Annotated in this window: 12 protein-coding genes and 1 rRNA gene; all 13 read right to left on the bottom strand. The window is 74.0% G+C overall.

The annotated features are described in order from the left end of the window. Positions 1-297: ribosomal RNA gene (locus RDI86_RS00005) — 16S ribosomal RNA — on the bottom strand; the annotation flags it as partial. A 612-nt stretch (positions 298-909) separates the two neighbouring features. Then, positions 910-2,169, bottom strand: coding sequence for a tyrosine--tRNA ligase (gene tyrS, locus RDI86_RS00010; protein WP_308820369.1), 1,260 nt, complete (start codon positions 2,167-2,169; stop codon positions 910-912). Positions 2,170-2,324: 155 nt separating this feature from the next. Next, complete coding sequence (locus tag RDI86_RS00015; RefSeq protein ID WP_308820370.1) at positions 2,325-3,080, bottom strand: DNA-3-methyladenine glycosylase; 756 nt, start codon at positions 3,078-3,080, stop codon at positions 2,325-2,327. 25 nt (positions 3,081-3,105) lie between these two features. Further along, positions 3,106-3,780, bottom strand: coding sequence for an AAA family ATPase (locus RDI86_RS00020; RefSeq protein ID WP_308820371.1), 675 nt, complete (start codon positions 3,778-3,780; stop codon positions 3,106-3,108). 46 nt (positions 3,781-3,826) lie between these two features. Continuing rightward, positions 3,827-5,281 (bottom strand): argininosuccinate lyase, encoded by a 1,455-nt coding sequence (gene argH, locus RDI86_RS00025; protein WP_076406583.1) that lies wholly within the window; start codon positions 5,279-5,281, stop codon positions 3,827-3,829. Beyond that, on the bottom strand, positions 5,278-6,507 hold the full coding sequence (locus tag RDI86_RS00030) for an argininosuccinate synthase (protein ID WP_308820372.1): 1,230 nt from the start codon (positions 6,505-6,507) through the stop codon (positions 5,278-5,280). The genes argH and RDI86_RS00030 overlap by 4 nt, the downstream gene beginning before the upstream one ends. Positions 6,508-6,594: 87 nt before the next feature. Next, positions 6,595-7,131, bottom strand: coding sequence for an arginine repressor (locus RDI86_RS00035; protein ID WP_043655538.1), 537 nt, complete (start codon positions 7,129-7,131; stop codon positions 6,595-6,597). After that, complete coding sequence (gene argF / locus RDI86_RS00040; protein WP_061269213.1) at positions 7,128-8,063, bottom strand: ornithine carbamoyltransferase; 936 nt, start codon at positions 8,061-8,063, stop codon at positions 7,128-7,130. The genes RDI86_RS00035 and argF overlap by 4 nt, the downstream gene beginning before the upstream one ends. Beyond that, positions 8,063-9,295, bottom strand: coding sequence for an acetylornithine transaminase (locus RDI86_RS00045; protein ID WP_374990512.1), 1,233 nt, complete (start codon positions 9,293-9,295; stop codon positions 8,063-8,065). Before RDI86_RS00045 ends, argF begins: the two co-directional genes overlap by 1 nt. A gap of 110 nt (positions 9,296-9,405) precedes the next feature. Continuing rightward, positions 9,406-10,392, bottom strand: a complete 987-nt coding sequence (gene argB, locus RDI86_RS00050) for an acetylglutamate kinase (RefSeq protein ID WP_021482919.1) — start codon at positions 10,390-10,392, stop codon at positions 9,406-9,408. Further along, entirely contained in the window at positions 10,389-11,600 is a 1,212-nt protein-coding gene (argJ, locus tag RDI86_RS00055; RefSeq protein ID WP_308820373.1) for a bifunctional glutamate N-acetyltransferase/amino-acid acetyltransferase ArgJ, read from the bottom strand. Before argJ ends, argB begins: the two co-directional genes overlap by 4 nt. After that, entirely contained in the window at positions 11,597-12,691 is a 1,095-nt protein-coding gene (gene argC / locus RDI86_RS00060; protein ID WP_061269211.1) for an N-acetyl-gamma-glutamyl-phosphate reductase, read from the bottom strand. Before argC ends, argJ begins: the two co-directional genes overlap by 4 nt. Positions 12,692-13,194: 503 nt before the next feature. Continuing rightward, positions 13,195-14,949: a 2-isopropylmalate synthase gene (locus tag RDI86_RS00065; RefSeq protein ID WP_308820374.1), complete on the bottom strand. Its 1,755-nt coding sequence runs from the start codon at positions 14,947-14,949 to the stop codon at positions 13,195-13,197. Positions 14,950-15,085 lie beyond the last annotated feature (136 nt).

Genomic DNA, 15,085 nt, shown 5'->3' on the forward strand with positions numbered 1-15,085 from the left:
CCTCTCAGGCCGGCTACCCGTCGTCGCCTTGGTAGGCCATCACCCCACCAACAAGCTGATAGGCCGCGAGCCCATCCCTGACCGAAAAACTTTCCAACCACCCCCATGCGAAGGCGGCTCATATCCGGTATTAGCCCCGGTTTCCCGGAGTTATCCCGAAGTCAAGGGCAGGTTACTCACGTGTTACTCACCCGTTCGCCACTAATCCACCCAGCAAGCTGGGCATCATCGTTCGACTTGCATGTGTTAAGCACGCCGCCAGCGTTCGTCCTGAGCCAGGATCAAACTCTCCGTAAATGAACAACGCCCACCACCAGGACAAACCCAGCAGTGAACAATCCATACGAAGCGAACCCCAACAGGGTTCACAAAACTGGCATCAACACGAAAGATGACATCATCTTCCGAAATCAACCAAAGGAATCCCAGACACAACCAACCCAACCACCCGACGGGCAACCAGGCCAGCCATGCCACAGGGACAAAAAATTGGCATTGACTAACAAGCACACTGTTGAGTTCTCAAACAACCGACACACACCAACTCAGCACCACCCGACCGGGCAGGACCTCGCTTGGGGCAACTTCTCTAATCTACCAGATCCTCGGTGTCCCTTCCAACTCGGTGTTCCGAGCTCGGAGGGCCGGCCGTGGAGCCAGCAGCCTCGAACATCCTCAGGGCGCGCGAAGCACCCTGCAGATCTTCGAGGGGACCGCCCGGGGGACCAGCCACCGTCTCGGATGATCGAGACCCGGTGTCCGTTCCTCCCTGCCGGGCGAACGTCGAGAACACTACACGCGCTCCGCGGGAGTGCCAAATCCGCTCCGTGCCGCCCTCGCGGGACCCGACGCAGGAGGGGCCGGCACCGCTCGACGCGGCCCGGCCCCTCCTGTCCCTCGCCCTCCGGATCAGTCGGCGACGGCGACCCCGAGGGTCTTCTTGCCCCGGCGCAGCAGCGCGAACCGTCCGTGCAGCAGGTCGTTGGCCCCGAGCGTCGCGTCCTCACCGGTGACCTTGACGTTGTTGACGTACGCGCCGCCCTCCGCGACCGCCCGACGTGCTGCCCCCTTCGACGCGACGAGGCCCGACGCCACCAGGAGGTCGACGACCGGGTCGCCGACCTGCGCCGTCGCGCGCGGCAGCTCGGCGACCGCCGCCTCGAGCGTGCGCTCGTCGAGGGCGTCGAGCTCGCCACGCCCGAAGAGCGCCTGGCTCGCCGCGATGACCGCCTCGGTCGCCGCCGCCCCGTGCACGAGCGTCGTCACGTCGGCGGCGAGCGCGCGCTGCGCCTCCCGCGCCCCCGGCCGCTCCCGGACCGCGGCCTCGAGCTCCGCGATCTCCTCGCGCGAGCGGAAGGTGAAGATCTTCAGGAAGCGCACGACGTCGTCGTCCGCCGCGTTGAGCCAGAACTGGTAGAACGCGTACGGGCTCATCATGTCGGCGTCGAGCCAGACGGCGCCGCCCTCGGTCTTGCCGAACTTCGTGCCGTCGGCCTTCGTGATGAGCGGCGTCGTCATGACGTGCACCGACGCGCCCTCCGTCCGACGGATGAGGTCGACGCCCGAGAGCAGGTTGCCCCACTGGTCGTTCCCGCCGGTCTGCAGCGTGACCCCGTGGCGCAGGTAGAGCTCGTGGAAGTCGATGCCCTGGAGGATCTGGTAGCTGAACTCCGTGAAGCTGATGCCCTCGTCCGAGCTCAGGCGGCGCGCCACCGTGTCCTTGGCGAGCATCGTGCCGAGGCGGTAGTGCTTGCCCACGTCGCGCAGGAAGTCGATCGCCGACATCTCCGAGATCCAGTCGAGGTTGTTGACGACGCGTGCCGCGTTCTTCCCCTCGAAGTCCAGGAAGCGCGAGACCTGGCCGCGCAGGCGCTCGGTCCAGTCGGCGACCGTCTCCTTCGAGTTGAGCACCCGCTCCCCCGACTGGCGCGGGTCGCCGATCATGCCCGTCGCGCCGCCCACGAGCGCGATCGGCCGGTGGCCGGCGAGCTGGAGGTGGCGCAGCAGCAGGAGCTGGACCAGGTGCCCGTGGTGCAGGCTCGGCGCCGTCGGGTCGAAGCCGCAGTAATAGGTGATCGGGCCCTCGGCCAGCGCGGCGCGCAGCGCGGCCTCGTCGGTGGACTGCGCCACCAGGCCTCGCCATTGCAGCTCGTCGAGAACGTCGCTCACTTCTGCTCCTTCGTCGAGTGCCCGCCGTGCGGGCACGAGGGTGCGGCCCCGTCCGGGCCGCGGGTCCTAGTCTGCCGTGCCGGACGCCGTCGCCCCGCCACCGCCCACCTCACGGGCGGCGCCGGACCGTGGTGCCGCGGGTCGACGACCCCGGCTCAGCGGGACCGCGCGCTTACGCGGCGGTAGGCGGACACCGTCGGGTCCCCCGCGAGCCAGTAGCGCCAGGGGAACAGCTCGCCGTCCCCGCCGTCGCCCGACACGCCGACGCGCGGTCCCGTGGCGATCGGCGGCCGGTGCGGCCCGTCGGTCGTACGGTGCAGCACGAGCTCGCCGTCCGGGTCCGTCAGCTCCGCGCCGTAGTGGCGCAGGTCGAGGTCGAGCGCGACCGCGAGGCGCGCCGGACCGCGCGCGATCTGGCGGTCGGAGTCGCACCGGCCCGCGGCGACCCGGCGGGACCGGGCGAGCCCGACGCCGTCGGTCACCTCCCCGGCCCTCAGCAGGACGGCGGACGCGCGGCCCACCGGCCCGCACACGACGTTGACGCAGTGGTGCAGACCCAGGTGGCGGTAGACGTAGAGGCGGCCCGGCTCGCCGAACATGGCGCGGTTGCGCTCCGTGCGCCCGCGGAACGCGTGCGAGCCCGGGTCGCGCTCGCCGTCGTACGCCTCGACCTCGGTGATCCGCAGCGTGACGTCGCCCTCGGCGCTGCGCCGCGTGAGCAGGGCGCCCAGGAGGTCGCGCGCGACCTCGTGCACGTCACGCGCGTACCAGCCGCGCGCCGGTGCGTCCCAGGGCCCGACGACGCGCGCGCCCCCGACCTCGCTCGTCCCGGTCGCGGCACCCGTCGTGGTGCCCGCCGCCGCGTTCCCCGCAGTGTCCGTCGCCGTGTCCGTCCAGGCCTCCGCCTGCATGCCACCACCTCCCGTCCCGGGCAATCTACGCCTCGCCGCCCACGTCCGGGTCGGGCGCGGTCGGGCCCGGGCCGGGCGCCGTCCGCCCGGTGCGCACGAGCCGACCCCACCCGTCGAGGACGACGTCCGCGCGCTCGCGCGTGCCGTTGCGGCGGTAGTGCTCGCGCTCCGCGGCCATCCACGCGAGCCAGTGGTCGCGCTGGTCCTCGCCGTCCCGGTCGAGGCCGCGCCGGAGCCGGACGTCGTCCGGCGCCTCGACCCACACGCGCAGCGCCGCGACCTGGTCGGCCTCGCGCCGCCCCGCCCCGCAGCCCTCGACCACGAGGTACGGCGCGGCCGGGACGTCGTGCCACTCGGCGAAGCGGTCGAGGTGCCAGTCGTACCGGCGGTACCGCCCGGCACGGCCCGCGGCGAGCGGCGTCAGCACCCACGCGTCGAGCCGCGCCCAGGCGGGCTCGAGGCCGCGCCAGCCCTCGTAGAGGTCGTCCATGTGGAGCACCTGGGCGGGCAGCGCGTTGCCGAGTTGGGCAGCGAGCGTCGTCTTGCCCGAGCCCGCGGGCCCGTCCACCACGACGAGGCGCGTGCCCGACGCCGTCGGCTCCCCCGCGGCGAGCGCGCCCGGGCCGGGCGGGCCGAGGCGCGGGACGGCGTCGCGCACCTGGCGGACGAGCTCGGCGAGGACGTCCGGACCGACGCTCACGCCCGCGCCGCCGGGCACGCGCACCGCACCGCGAGCCGGGGCACCGTCAGTCCTGGGCCCAGAAGCGGTACTCGGCCGAGCGCTCCTTCGCGGCCTCGAGCTGCTCGGCGACCCGCACCGGGGCGGTGCCGCCCACGGCGTCGCGGGACGCGAGCGAGCCCTCGACGCTCAGCACGTCGCGCACGCCCGGCGTGAGGTGCTCGGAGATGGACGCGAGGTCGTCGTCCGAGAGGTCCCACAGCTCGATGCCGCGCTCCTCGCACGTGCGCACGCACGCGCCCGCGACCTCGTGCGCGACGCGGAACGGCACGCCCTCACGCACGAGCCACTCGGCGACGTCCGTCGCGAGCGAGAACCCCTGCGGCGCGAGCGACGCCATCCGGTCGGTGTCGAACTCGAGGGTCGCGACCATGCCGGAGAACGCGGGCAGGAGCACCTCGAGCGTGTCGACCTGGTCGAACACCGGCTCCTTGTCCTCCTGGAGGTCGCGGTTGTACGCGAGCGGCAGGCCCTTGAGCGTCGCGAGCAGGCCCGCCAGGTCGCCGATGAGGCGGCCCGCCTTGCCGCGCGCGAGCTCGGCGACGTCGGGGTTCTTCTTCTGCGGCATGATGCTCGACCCCGTGGAGTAGGAGTCGTGCAGGCGCACGAAGCCGAACTCCTTCGTCGCCCAGAGGATGACCTCCTCCGCGAGGCGCGAGAGGTCGACCCCGAGCATCGCGGCGACGAACGCGAACTCCGCGACGACGTCGCGCGACGCGGTGCCGTCGATCGAGTTCTCGACCGGGCCGTCGAACCCGAGCTCCGCGGCGACCGCGGCCGGGTCCAGGCCCAGCGACGAGCCCGCGAGCGCCCCCGACCCGTACGGCGAGCGCGCGGCGCGCACGTCCCAGTCGATGAACCGGTCGACGTCGCGCAGCAGCGGCCACGCGTGGGCGAGCAGGTGGTGCGCGAGGAGCACCGGCTGGGCGTGCTGGAGGTGCGTGCGGCCGGGCATGGCCGCGCCCGGGTGCGCGGCGGCCTGCTCGATGAGCGCGTCGACGACGTCGAGGACGAGTCGCGCGATCGTGCGCGCCTCGTCGCGCAGGTACATGCGCGTGAGCGTCGCGATCTGGTCGTTGCGCGACCGGCCCGCGCGCAGCTTGCCCCCGAGCTCGGGCCCGGCACGCTCGATGAGCCCGCGCTCCAGCGCGGTGTGCACGTCCTCGTCGTCGGCGGCCGCGACGAACGCGCCCGACGCGACGTCCTCGCGCAGGCGCTCGAGCGCCGCGAGCATGCCGTCGAGCTCGTCGTCGTCGAGCAGGCCGGCCGCGTGCAGGACCTTCGCGTGGGCCTTCGAGCCCGCGACGTCCTGGCCCGCGAGGCGCCAGTCGAAGTGCGTGGACTTGCTCAGCGCGGCCAGCGCGTCGGCGGGGCCGCCCGCGAACCGGCCGCCCCACAGGCTGACGCGCGCCGTCTCGGTCGGCTCGACGGCGGTGCCGTCCTGGTCGTCGTGCGTGCTCACAGCGCTCCCGTCCCGAGGTCCACACCGTTGCCGAACTTCTCGTCGCGCGCGGCGGCGAGCTTCGCGGTGAGACCGTAGATCTCGATGAATCCCTTGGCCTGCGACTGGTCGAACGAGTCGCCCTCGTCGTACGTCGCGAGGTTGAAGTCGTAGAGGCTCGCGTCCGAGCGCCGGCCCGTGACGGTCGCGCGCCCGCCGTGCAGCACGAGGCGCACGTCGCCGGACACGTAGCGCTGGGTGTCGTCGACGAACACGTCGAGCGAGCGCTTGAGCGGGCTGAACCACATGCCGTCGTAGACGAGCTCGGTCCAGCGCTGCTCGACGCCGCGCTTGAAGCGGGCCTGCTCGCGCTCGAGGGTGACGTTCTCGAGCTCCTGGTGCGCGGCGATGAGGGCGATCGCGCCCGGCGCCTCGTAGACCTCGCGCGACTTGATGCCCACCAGCCGGTCCTCGACGATGTCGATCCGCCCGACGCCCTGCGCGCCCGCGCGGCGGTTCATCTCCTGGATCGCCTGCAGCGGGGTCACCGCGACGCCGTCGAGCGCGACCGGGACGCCCTGCTCGAACGTGACGACGACCTCGTCCGCGACGGGCGGGAACGTGGGGTCGTCGGTGTAGTTGTAGACGTCCTTGGTCGGCGCGTTCCAGATGTCCTCGAGGAAGCCGGTCTCGACCGCGCGCCCCCACACGTTCTGGTCGATCGAGAACGGGTTGTGCTTCGTCGTGGCGATGGGCAGCTCGTGCTTCTCCGCGTACTCGATGGCCTTCTCGCGCGTCAGCGCGAAGTCGCGCACGGGCGCGATCGTCTTGAGCTCGGGCGCGAGGGACGTCGTCGCGACCTCGAAGCGCACCTGGTCGTTGCCCTTGCCCGTGCAGCCGTGCGCGACGGTCGTCGCGCCGAACTGGCGCGCCGCGCGCACGAGGTGCTTGACGATGACCGGGCGCGACAGCGCCGAGACGAGCGGGTACCGGTCGAGGTACAGGGCGTTCGCGCGCAGCGCGGGCATGCAGTACTCCGCCGCGAACTCGTCGCGCGCGTCGGCGACGTACGCCTCGACGGCGCCGCAGTCCAGGGCACGCTGCCGGATGACCTCGAGGTCCTCCCCACCCTGGCCGACGTCGACCGCGACGGCGACGACCTCGGCGCCCGTGGCCTCGGCGATCCAGCCGATGGCCACCGACGTGTCCAGGCCGCCCGAGTAGGCGAGCACGACGCGTTCAGTCATGACGGTCTCTTTCTGTGACGTGCGGGTGGGGTCCGGGGTCCAGTCTCGCAGGGCGCCGCGGCCTCGCGGGGCGTGGGCCGACGGCGGTCAGTCCGGCGTGCCGGGGACGGGCCCGCCGTGGGGTCCGGAGAGCTCGAGGAAGCGCCGCGCGAGGTCCGCGCCGCCGTCGGGGTCGCGCGCGATGACGAGGATCGTGTCGTCGCCCGCGATGCAGCCGAGCACGTGCGGGAGCACGGAGTGGTCGATCGCCGACGCGAGGTAGTTCGCGGCACCGGGGGGCGTGCGCAGCACGACGAGGTTCGCGGACGCCTCGGCGGACACGAGCATCTCCGAGCACAGGCGCGCGAGCCGGGCCGCGAGGTACTCGGGCGACTCCGCGGTCTGCACGCTGCGGTCCCCGCCCTCCCCCGGCACCGCGTACACGAGCGCGCCCGAGGCGCCGCGCACCTTCTCCGCGCGCAGCTCGATGAGGTCGCGCGACAGCGTCGCCTGGGTCACCGACAGGCCCTCGCGCTCGAGCTCGCGCGCGAGCTCCGCCTGGGAGTGGATCTCGGTGCGGCGCACGATCTCGGCGATGCGCGCGTGGCGCGCCGTCTTCGTCGTCGCCGTGCGGGCCTCGGTCACGACCGCTCCAGGAGGAACGTGAGCAGCGCCTTCTGCGCGTGCAGCCGGTTCTCCGCCTCGTCCCACACCGCCGAGCGGGGGCCGTCGATCACCTCGGCGGTGATCTCCTTGCCGCGGTAGGCGGGCAGGCAGTGCAGCACGATCGCGTCGGGCTGCGCGTATGCGAGGAGCTCGTCGTTCACCTGGTACGGCACGAACGGCAGGGCGCGGTCCTCGGCCTCCGCCTCGTCGCCCATCGACACCCACGTGTCGGTCGCGACGACGTCCGCCCCCGCGACGGCCTCGACGGGGTCGGCCGTGACGAGCACCGAGCCGCCGGTCTCGGCCGCGATCCGCTCGGCGTCGGCGACGAAGACCGGGTGCGGCGGGTACCCGTCCGGCGTGCCGACCCGCACGTGCAGGCCCGCGGTCGCGCCGCCGAGCAGGTAGGAGTGCGCCATGTTGTTCGCGCCGTCGCCGACGTACGCGAGCGTCTGGCCCGCGAGCGCGCCCGTCCCGCCGCGGAGCTGGGCGATCGTCAGGAGGTCCGCGAGGATCTGGCACGGGTGGAAGTCGTCGGTGAGCGCGTTGACGACCGGGACCCGGCTGATCGCCGCCATCTCCTCGATCCGGTCCTGGCCGAACGTGCGCCACACGATGGCGGACGCCTGCCGGTCGAGGACGCGCGTGACGTCCGCGACGGACTCGCGCACCCCGACCTGGGCGAGCCGGCCGTCCACGACGACCGGGAAGCCGCCGAGCTCGGCGATGCCCGTCGCGAACGAGAGCTGCGTGCGCAGCGTCGGCTTGTCGAACAGGACGGCCACGCCCTGCGGCCCGGCGAGCGGCTGGCGGAACGTGCGGTCGTCGCGGAACGCGAGGCCGATCTCGAGGACCTGACGCTGCTCGGCGGGCGTGAGGTCGTCGTCGCGCAGGAAGTGCCGGGGGGCCATCAGGAGCTCCTCGTCGTGGGGTCGGTCGTGGGGGTGGTGGGTGCGCCGGCCGGGGCGGCGGGGTCCTCGGGGACCGCGACCGCGGCGAAGAACGCGACGACGTCGCGCGCCTGGTCGGGCGTGAGGACGAGAGGCGGCGCGAGCCGGATCGCGTCGGGCGCGACGGCGTTGACGACGAAGCCCGCGTCGAGCGCCGTGCGCGCGACGTCGGCCGCGACGGGCCGCGTGAGCTGCACGGCGAGCAGGAGCCCGCGGCCGCGCACGCCCGCGACGAGCGGGTTCCCCGCACGGGCGATGCCGTCGCGCAGGAGCGCCCCGACGGCCCGCACGTTCTCGAGCAGCCCGTCGCGCTCGATCACCCCGAGCGTCGCGAGCGCCGCCGCCGCCGCCACGGGGTTGCCGCCGAACGTCGTCCCGTGCTGACCGCGGCCGAGCAGCGTCGCCGCCCGCTCGCCGTACGCGACCACCGCGCCGACGGGGAACCCACCGCCGAGGCCCTTGGCGAGCGTGACGACGTCGGGCACGACGCCGCCGCCCACCTCCGGCTGCTGGTAGGCGAACCACGAGCCGGTGCGCCCGACGCCGGTCTGCACCTCGTCGAGGACGAGCAGCGCGCCGTGGCGCGCGGTGAGCTCCCGCGCGGCGACGAGGTAGCCCGGCGAGAGCGCGCGCACGCCGGCCTCGCCCTGCACGGGCTCGACGACGAGCGCCGCGACCTCGCCGCGGGCCGCCACGGCCGCGGGCGAGAAGGCCTCCTCGAGCGCGGCGACGTCGTCGAACGCGACGAACTCGACGCCGCCGGGGAGCGGCTCGAACGGCTCGCGGTACGCGGACTTCGACGTCAGCGCGAGCGCGCCCATCGTCCGCCCGTGGAAGCCGCCCTGGAGCGCGAGGACCCGCGTGCGGCCCGTGCGGCGCGTCATCTTGAACGCCGCCTCGTTCGCCTCCGTGCCCGAGTTCGTGAAGAACACGCGCGACCCCTCGGGCGCCTCCGCGAGCGCGAGCAGGCGCTCGGCGAGCGCGATCTGCGTCGGGGTGCCGAAGAAGTTCGAGACGTGCCCGAGCGTGCCGAGCTGGGCCGAGACCGCCGCCGTGAGCGTCGGGTGCGCGTGGCCGAGCGCGTTGACCGCGATGCCCGCGAGCAGGTCGAGGTACCGCTTTCCGTCGGCGTCCCACACGTACGCGCCCTCGCCGCGCACGAGGACGCGCTGCGGCGGGCCGAACGTGTCCATGACCGCGTGGGTGTAGCGGTCGGTCCACTGCGCGACGGAGCCGTCGGCCGGGGCCGTCACGGTGGTCGTCGGTGCGGGCGCGGGCGCGCCCGTCGGGTGGTCGAGCGCGTTCACGCGGCCCCTCCGGCGGTCGTGGTGAGCGCGGGCGCCGGCGCGCCCGCGGCGTCGGGGACGACCATCGTCCCGTTGCCCTGGGTGGTGAAGACCTCGAGCAGCGTCGAGTGCGGCACGCGGCCGTCGATGACCGTCGCCGCGGGGACCCCGCCCTCGACGGCGCGCAGGCACGCCTCCATCTTGGGGACCATGCCCGCCGAGAGCGACGGCAGGAGCGCCGCGAGCTCCGAGCGCGTGATCTGCGCGACGAGCGAGCCCCGGTCCGGCCACGACGTGTACAGGCCCTCGACGTCGGTCAGGACGACGAGCTTCTTCGCGCCGAGCGCGACCGCGAGCGCCGCGGCGGCGGTGTCCGCGTTGACGTTGAGCACCTGGGTCGGGTCCTCGAGGTCGGGGGCGATGGTCGACACGACGGGGATGCGCCCGGCGTCGAGCAGGTCCTGGACCGCGGACGGGTGCACCTCGACGACGTCGCCGACGAGACCGACGTCGACCGGCTCGCCGTCGACGGTCGCGTGCCGGCGCTGGGCCTGCAGCAGGCCGCCGTCCTCGCCCGAGAGCCCGACGGCGTACGGGCCGTGCGCGTTGATGAGACCGACGAGCTCGCGCGACACCTGGCCGGTGAGGACCATGCGGACGACGTCCATCGCCTCCGGCGTCGTCACGCGCAGGCCCCCGCGGAACTCGGACTCGATGCCGAGCCGGTCGAGCATCGCGGAGATCTGCGGGCCCCCGCCGTGCACGACGACCGGGCGCAGCCCGACGCGGCGCAGGAACACCATGTCCTCGGCGAACGCGGCCTTGAGCGTGTCGTCGACCATGGCGTTGCCGCCGTACTTGACGACGACGAGCGCGCCGGCGAACTCCTCGAGCCAGGGCAGGGCCTCGACGAGCACCTCGGCCTTCTGCTCGGGGCGCAGGTCGGTGCGGGTGTCGAACGCGGCGTCGTCCGGGTGGGGCGTGGGCGTGGTGGGGTCGCTCATGAGGAGTACGCGCTGTTCTCGTGGACGTAGTCGTGCGTGAGGTCGTTGGTCCAGACGGTCGCGCTCGCGGAGCCGGCGTGCAGGTCGATCTCGACGCGCACCTCGCGCTCGGCCGCGAGGTCGACGAGCTCGCGGGGCTCGCCCACTCCCCCGGCCCGGCAGACCTGGACGCCGTTGACCGACACGTCGAGCAGGAGCGCGTCGAACGGCGCGACGTCCTCGGGGACGGTCCCGACGGCGGACACGATGCGGCCCCAGTTCGGGTCGTTGCCGAAGATCGCGGCCTTGAACAGGTTGGACCGCGTCACGGCGCGCGCGACGGCGACCGCAGCGTCCTCGCTGGCCGCGTTGACAACTGTGACGGCGACGTCGTGGCTCGCGCCCTCGGCGTCGGCGACGAGCTGGCGCGCGAGCGACCCGCACGCCTCGGTGACGGCGTCGGTGAGCGCGTCGAGACCGACCTCGACCCCCGACGCGCCCGAGGCGAGCAGGATCACGGTGTCGTTCGTCGACATGCAGCCGTCGGAGTCGACGCGGTCGAACGTCGTGCGGGTCGCGGCCCGCAGCGCGACGTCGGCCGTCGCGGCGTCGACGACGGCGTCCGTCGTCAGCACGCAGAGCATGGTCGCGAGGCCCGGCGCGAGCATGCCCGCGCCCTTCGCCATGCCGCCCACGGACCACGTCGCGGCGCCGTCCGTCGCGGTGGCGTCGGTGACCTCGCGGACCACCGCCACCGTCTTCGGCACGGTGTCCGTCGTCATGATCGCGAGCGCGGCGTCGCCGCCGCCGTCGACCGCGGCGACCGGGTCCGCGAGCGCCGCCGCGGCGGCGTCGACGCCCGCGAGGAGCGTGTCCATGGGCAGCCGCACGCCGATGAGGCCCGTCGAGCAGACGAGCACGTCGCCCGCCGACGTCGCGAGGACGTCGGCGACGTGCTCCGCCGTGCGGTGCGTGTCGGCGAAGCCCTCCGGCCCGGTGCACGCGTTCGCGCCGCCCGAGTTGAGCACGACGGCCGTCGCGCGCCCGTCGCGCACGGCCTGGCGCGTCCAGGCGACCGGCGCCGCGAACACGCGGTTCGTCGTGAGGACGGCCGCGGCGACGTCGAGCGGCCCGTCGTTGACGACGAGCGCGACGTCGCGCGCGCCCGTGGACTTGAGCCCGGCGGCGACGCCGGCGGCCCGGAAGCCCTGCGGGGTGGTGACGGTCACGGGGCGACCCCCTCGGTCGTGAGGCCCGCCGTCTGCGGCAGGCCGAGCGCGATGTTCATGGACTGCACCGCGGCGCCTGCGGTGCCCTTGACGAGGTTGTCGATCGCCGTGACGGTGACGACGCGGCCCGCCGCGTGGTCGACCGCGACCTGGACGAGCGCGGTGTTCGCGCCGAGGGTCATCGCCGTCGTCGGCCACTGCCCCGCAGACAGCACGCGGACGAACGGCTCTCCCACGTACGCGTCCTCCCAGGCCTGGCGGACGCGCGCGTCGAGCGCCGCGGGGTCGAGGCGCGCGGCGTCGTCGGACAGGCGCGCCGTCACCGTGGCGAGGATGCCGCGCGACATGGGCACGAGCGTCGGCGTGAACGAGATGCTCACGGCCGGGGCCCCCGCGGCCCGCAGGTTCTGCGCGATCTCCGGGATGTGCCGGTGCGACCCGCCGACGGCGTACGGCTGCGCCGACCCGAGCGCCTCGGACGCGAGCAGGTGCGGCTTGAGCGACTTCCCCGCGCCCGAGTACCCGTTGGCGAGCACCGCGACGAGGTCCGTGCCCTCGACGAGCCCGGCGGCGACGCCCGGCTGGATGCCGAGCGTGACAGCCGTGACGTTGCACCCGGGGACGGCCACGCGCCGCGCACCGGCGAGCCGCTCACGCTGCCTGGTCTCGGTCGCCGCGGCACCCGGCACGTTCGTCAGCAGGAGCTCCGGCAGCCCGTACGGCCACGTGCCCGCGTGCTCGGAGCCGTAGAACGCCGACCAGTCCGCCGCGGACTCGAGCCGGTGGTCCGCGCCGAGGTCGAGCACGAGCACGTCGTCGGGGAGCTGCGCCGCGATCTCGCCCGAGGCACCGTGCGGCAGCGCGAGGACGACGACGTCGTGCCCCACGAGGTGCTCGACCGCCGTCGGCAGGAGCACGCGGTCGGCCAGGGATCGCAGGTGCGGCTGGTGCTCGCCGAGGAGCGTGCCCGCGTTGCTGTGCGCCGTCACGGCGCCGATCTCCACCTCGGGGTGCCCGGCGAGCAGGCGGAGCGTCTCCCCGCCCGCGTACCCGGACGCACCCGCGACCGCGACTCTGATCGTCATATGCATCACTATACATACTTATGCAACGGTCGGGCCGGAGGTCCCGCCCCACGGTACGCGGGGTCGAGCTGGTGGGGTCAACGGTCCGCGGGTCACGTCCGCGGATCGGCATCGGCCTCCAGCCCCGCGGCCGGTCCGCCGGACTCGTCCGAGCCGACATGCGGTGACGACAAGCGAGAAGTGGCCCCACGAGCGGGGCTCGGAGGGGCCACTTCTCGCTTCTCAGCGGAACGTCCGGGACCGAGGCGACGGGCCGAGCCTGACCGAACCGCCGGGCCTGACCTCGGTCGTGCGGTGCGGGACAGGACGAGCGGTGGGGTCGGACCGTGCGCGAAGGACGTCAAGGCGCACTCCTTCGACCTCCGCCCGGAAGACCAGGGCGACGGTGCGCCAGTCCGAGCGCACGGTCCGACCCCACCGCGGACCCGACCCTGCGGGCCGTGGATCCCTGCAGACCCGCGGACCCGACCCTGCGGGCCGTAGATCCCCGCAGACCCGCGAACCCGACCTCAGGCCGTCGCCGCGCAGACCGCGCGGACGGCGGCTCCCAGGACGGACGCGTCACGACCCACGGTCCAGCGCGGGGCGCCGTCGGGGCCGCGGTGCTCGAGGTAGGTCACCGCGGTCGCGTCGCTGCCGCTGCCGACGGACTGCTGGGTGAGCGAGAGGACATCCACCGGGCGGCCGAGGCGGGCCAGCGCGTCGACGAGGGCATCGACCGCGCCGGTGCCCGTGCCGGACGTGGCGACGCGCTCGCCGTCGACCGTGATTTCGAGGTCGAGGTGCTCCGTCCCGCCGTCAGCGCGCCGGCTCGTCCATGCGACGGGCGCGACGGCGCCCGGGCGCGCGTAGGCCGCGTCGAACAGCGCGAGGAGGACGTCGGGCGTCACCTCGGCACCGGTGGCGTCGGCGTGCTCCTGGACACGGCGCGCGAGGTCCACCTGGAGGCCCCGGGGCAGGTCCAGGCCGTGGACGGACTGCAGCACGTACGCGACGCCGCCCTTCCCGGACTGGCTGTTCACGCGCACGAGGGCCTCGTACGACCTCCCGAGGTCCGCGGGGTCGACCGGCAGGTACGGCACGCGCCACGGCGCGGCCGCGGGGTCGAGGCCGGCCGCCGCGGCGTCGGCCCCGTGCCGCGCCATCCCCTTGCGGATCGCGTCCTGGTGGGTGCCGGAGTAGGCGGTGTGCACCAGGTCGCCCACGTACGGGTGGCGCGGGTGGACGTCGATCCGGTTGCACGCCACGACGACGTCGCGGATCGCGTCGAGGTCGGAGAAGTCGACCATCGGGTCGACGCCCTGCGCGTGCAGGTTGAGGCCCAGCGTCACGAGGTCGACGTTCCCGGTGCGCTCGCCGTTGCCGAACAGGCACCCCTCGACGCGCTGCGCGCCCGCGAGGACCGCGAGCTCGGCGCACGCGACGCCGGTGCCCCGGTCGTTGTGCGGGTGGACCGAGAGGATCACGCCCTCGCGCCGCGCGAGGTTCCGGTCCATGTACTCGATCTGGTCGGCGTAGACGTTGGGCGTCGCGACCTCGACCGTGGCGGGGAGGTTGAGGACGACGGGCCGGTCGGGCGTCGCGTCCCAGAGCGTCGTCATGCGGTCGCACACGTCGAGCACGTAGTCGGGCTCGGTGAGGTTGAACACCTCGGGCGAGAACTCGAACCGGACGCGCGGGTCGTCGCCGGCGTGGCGCAGCACCTCGGTCCCGGCGTCGGTGATCAGCCGGGCGAGCTCCTCGCGGTCGCGGCCGAGCACGACGTCCCGCCAGACGGGCGCCGTGGCGGTGTACACGTGGACGACGACCGGGTTGCGCAGCCCGCGCACGGACTCGACCGTGCGCGCGATGAGGTCGGCGCGCGCGGCGGTGAACACGACGACGGTCACGTGCTCGGGCGCGAGGTCGGTCTCGGCGAGCAGGCGCACGAAGTCGAAGTCGGTCTGCGACGCCGACGGGTAGCCCACCTCGATCTCGGTGTACCCCATCGCGACGAGCAGCTCGAAGAAGCGGCGCTTGCGCGCCGGGTCCATCGGTTCCGCGAGCGCCTGGTTGCCGTCGCGCAGGTCGACGGGGACCCACAGCGGCGCCTGGGTGAGCCGGCGGTTCGGCCAGCGGCGGTCGGGCAGGTCGGGCACGTCGACACGGGAGTGGACGTCGGCGTAGCGGGACGACGGCATGGGCGACGGGCGCTGCCGGTTCCACGGCGGCGTGGTCCTGGCGGCGGGGCGGTCCGTGCGGGCGGGCGTGGTGGAGACGGTCATGGCGGTCCTTCGGCTGGAGCCCCGGGGTGGCGGGGCGCGGGACGACCGGCGCACGACGGACCCCCACGGCGGGGGGCCGGTCCGGTCAGACCCCGCCGTGGCGCCGAAGGAGGAGCGCCGTCCAGGACATGCGGGG

Origin of the sequence: Cellulosimicrobium sp. XJ-DQ-B-000 (assembly GCF_031119065.1) — a bacterium.
GTDB classification, from domain to species: Bacteria; Actinomycetota; Actinomycetes; order Actinomycetales; family Cellulomonadaceae; genus Cellulosimicrobium; species Cellulosimicrobium funkei.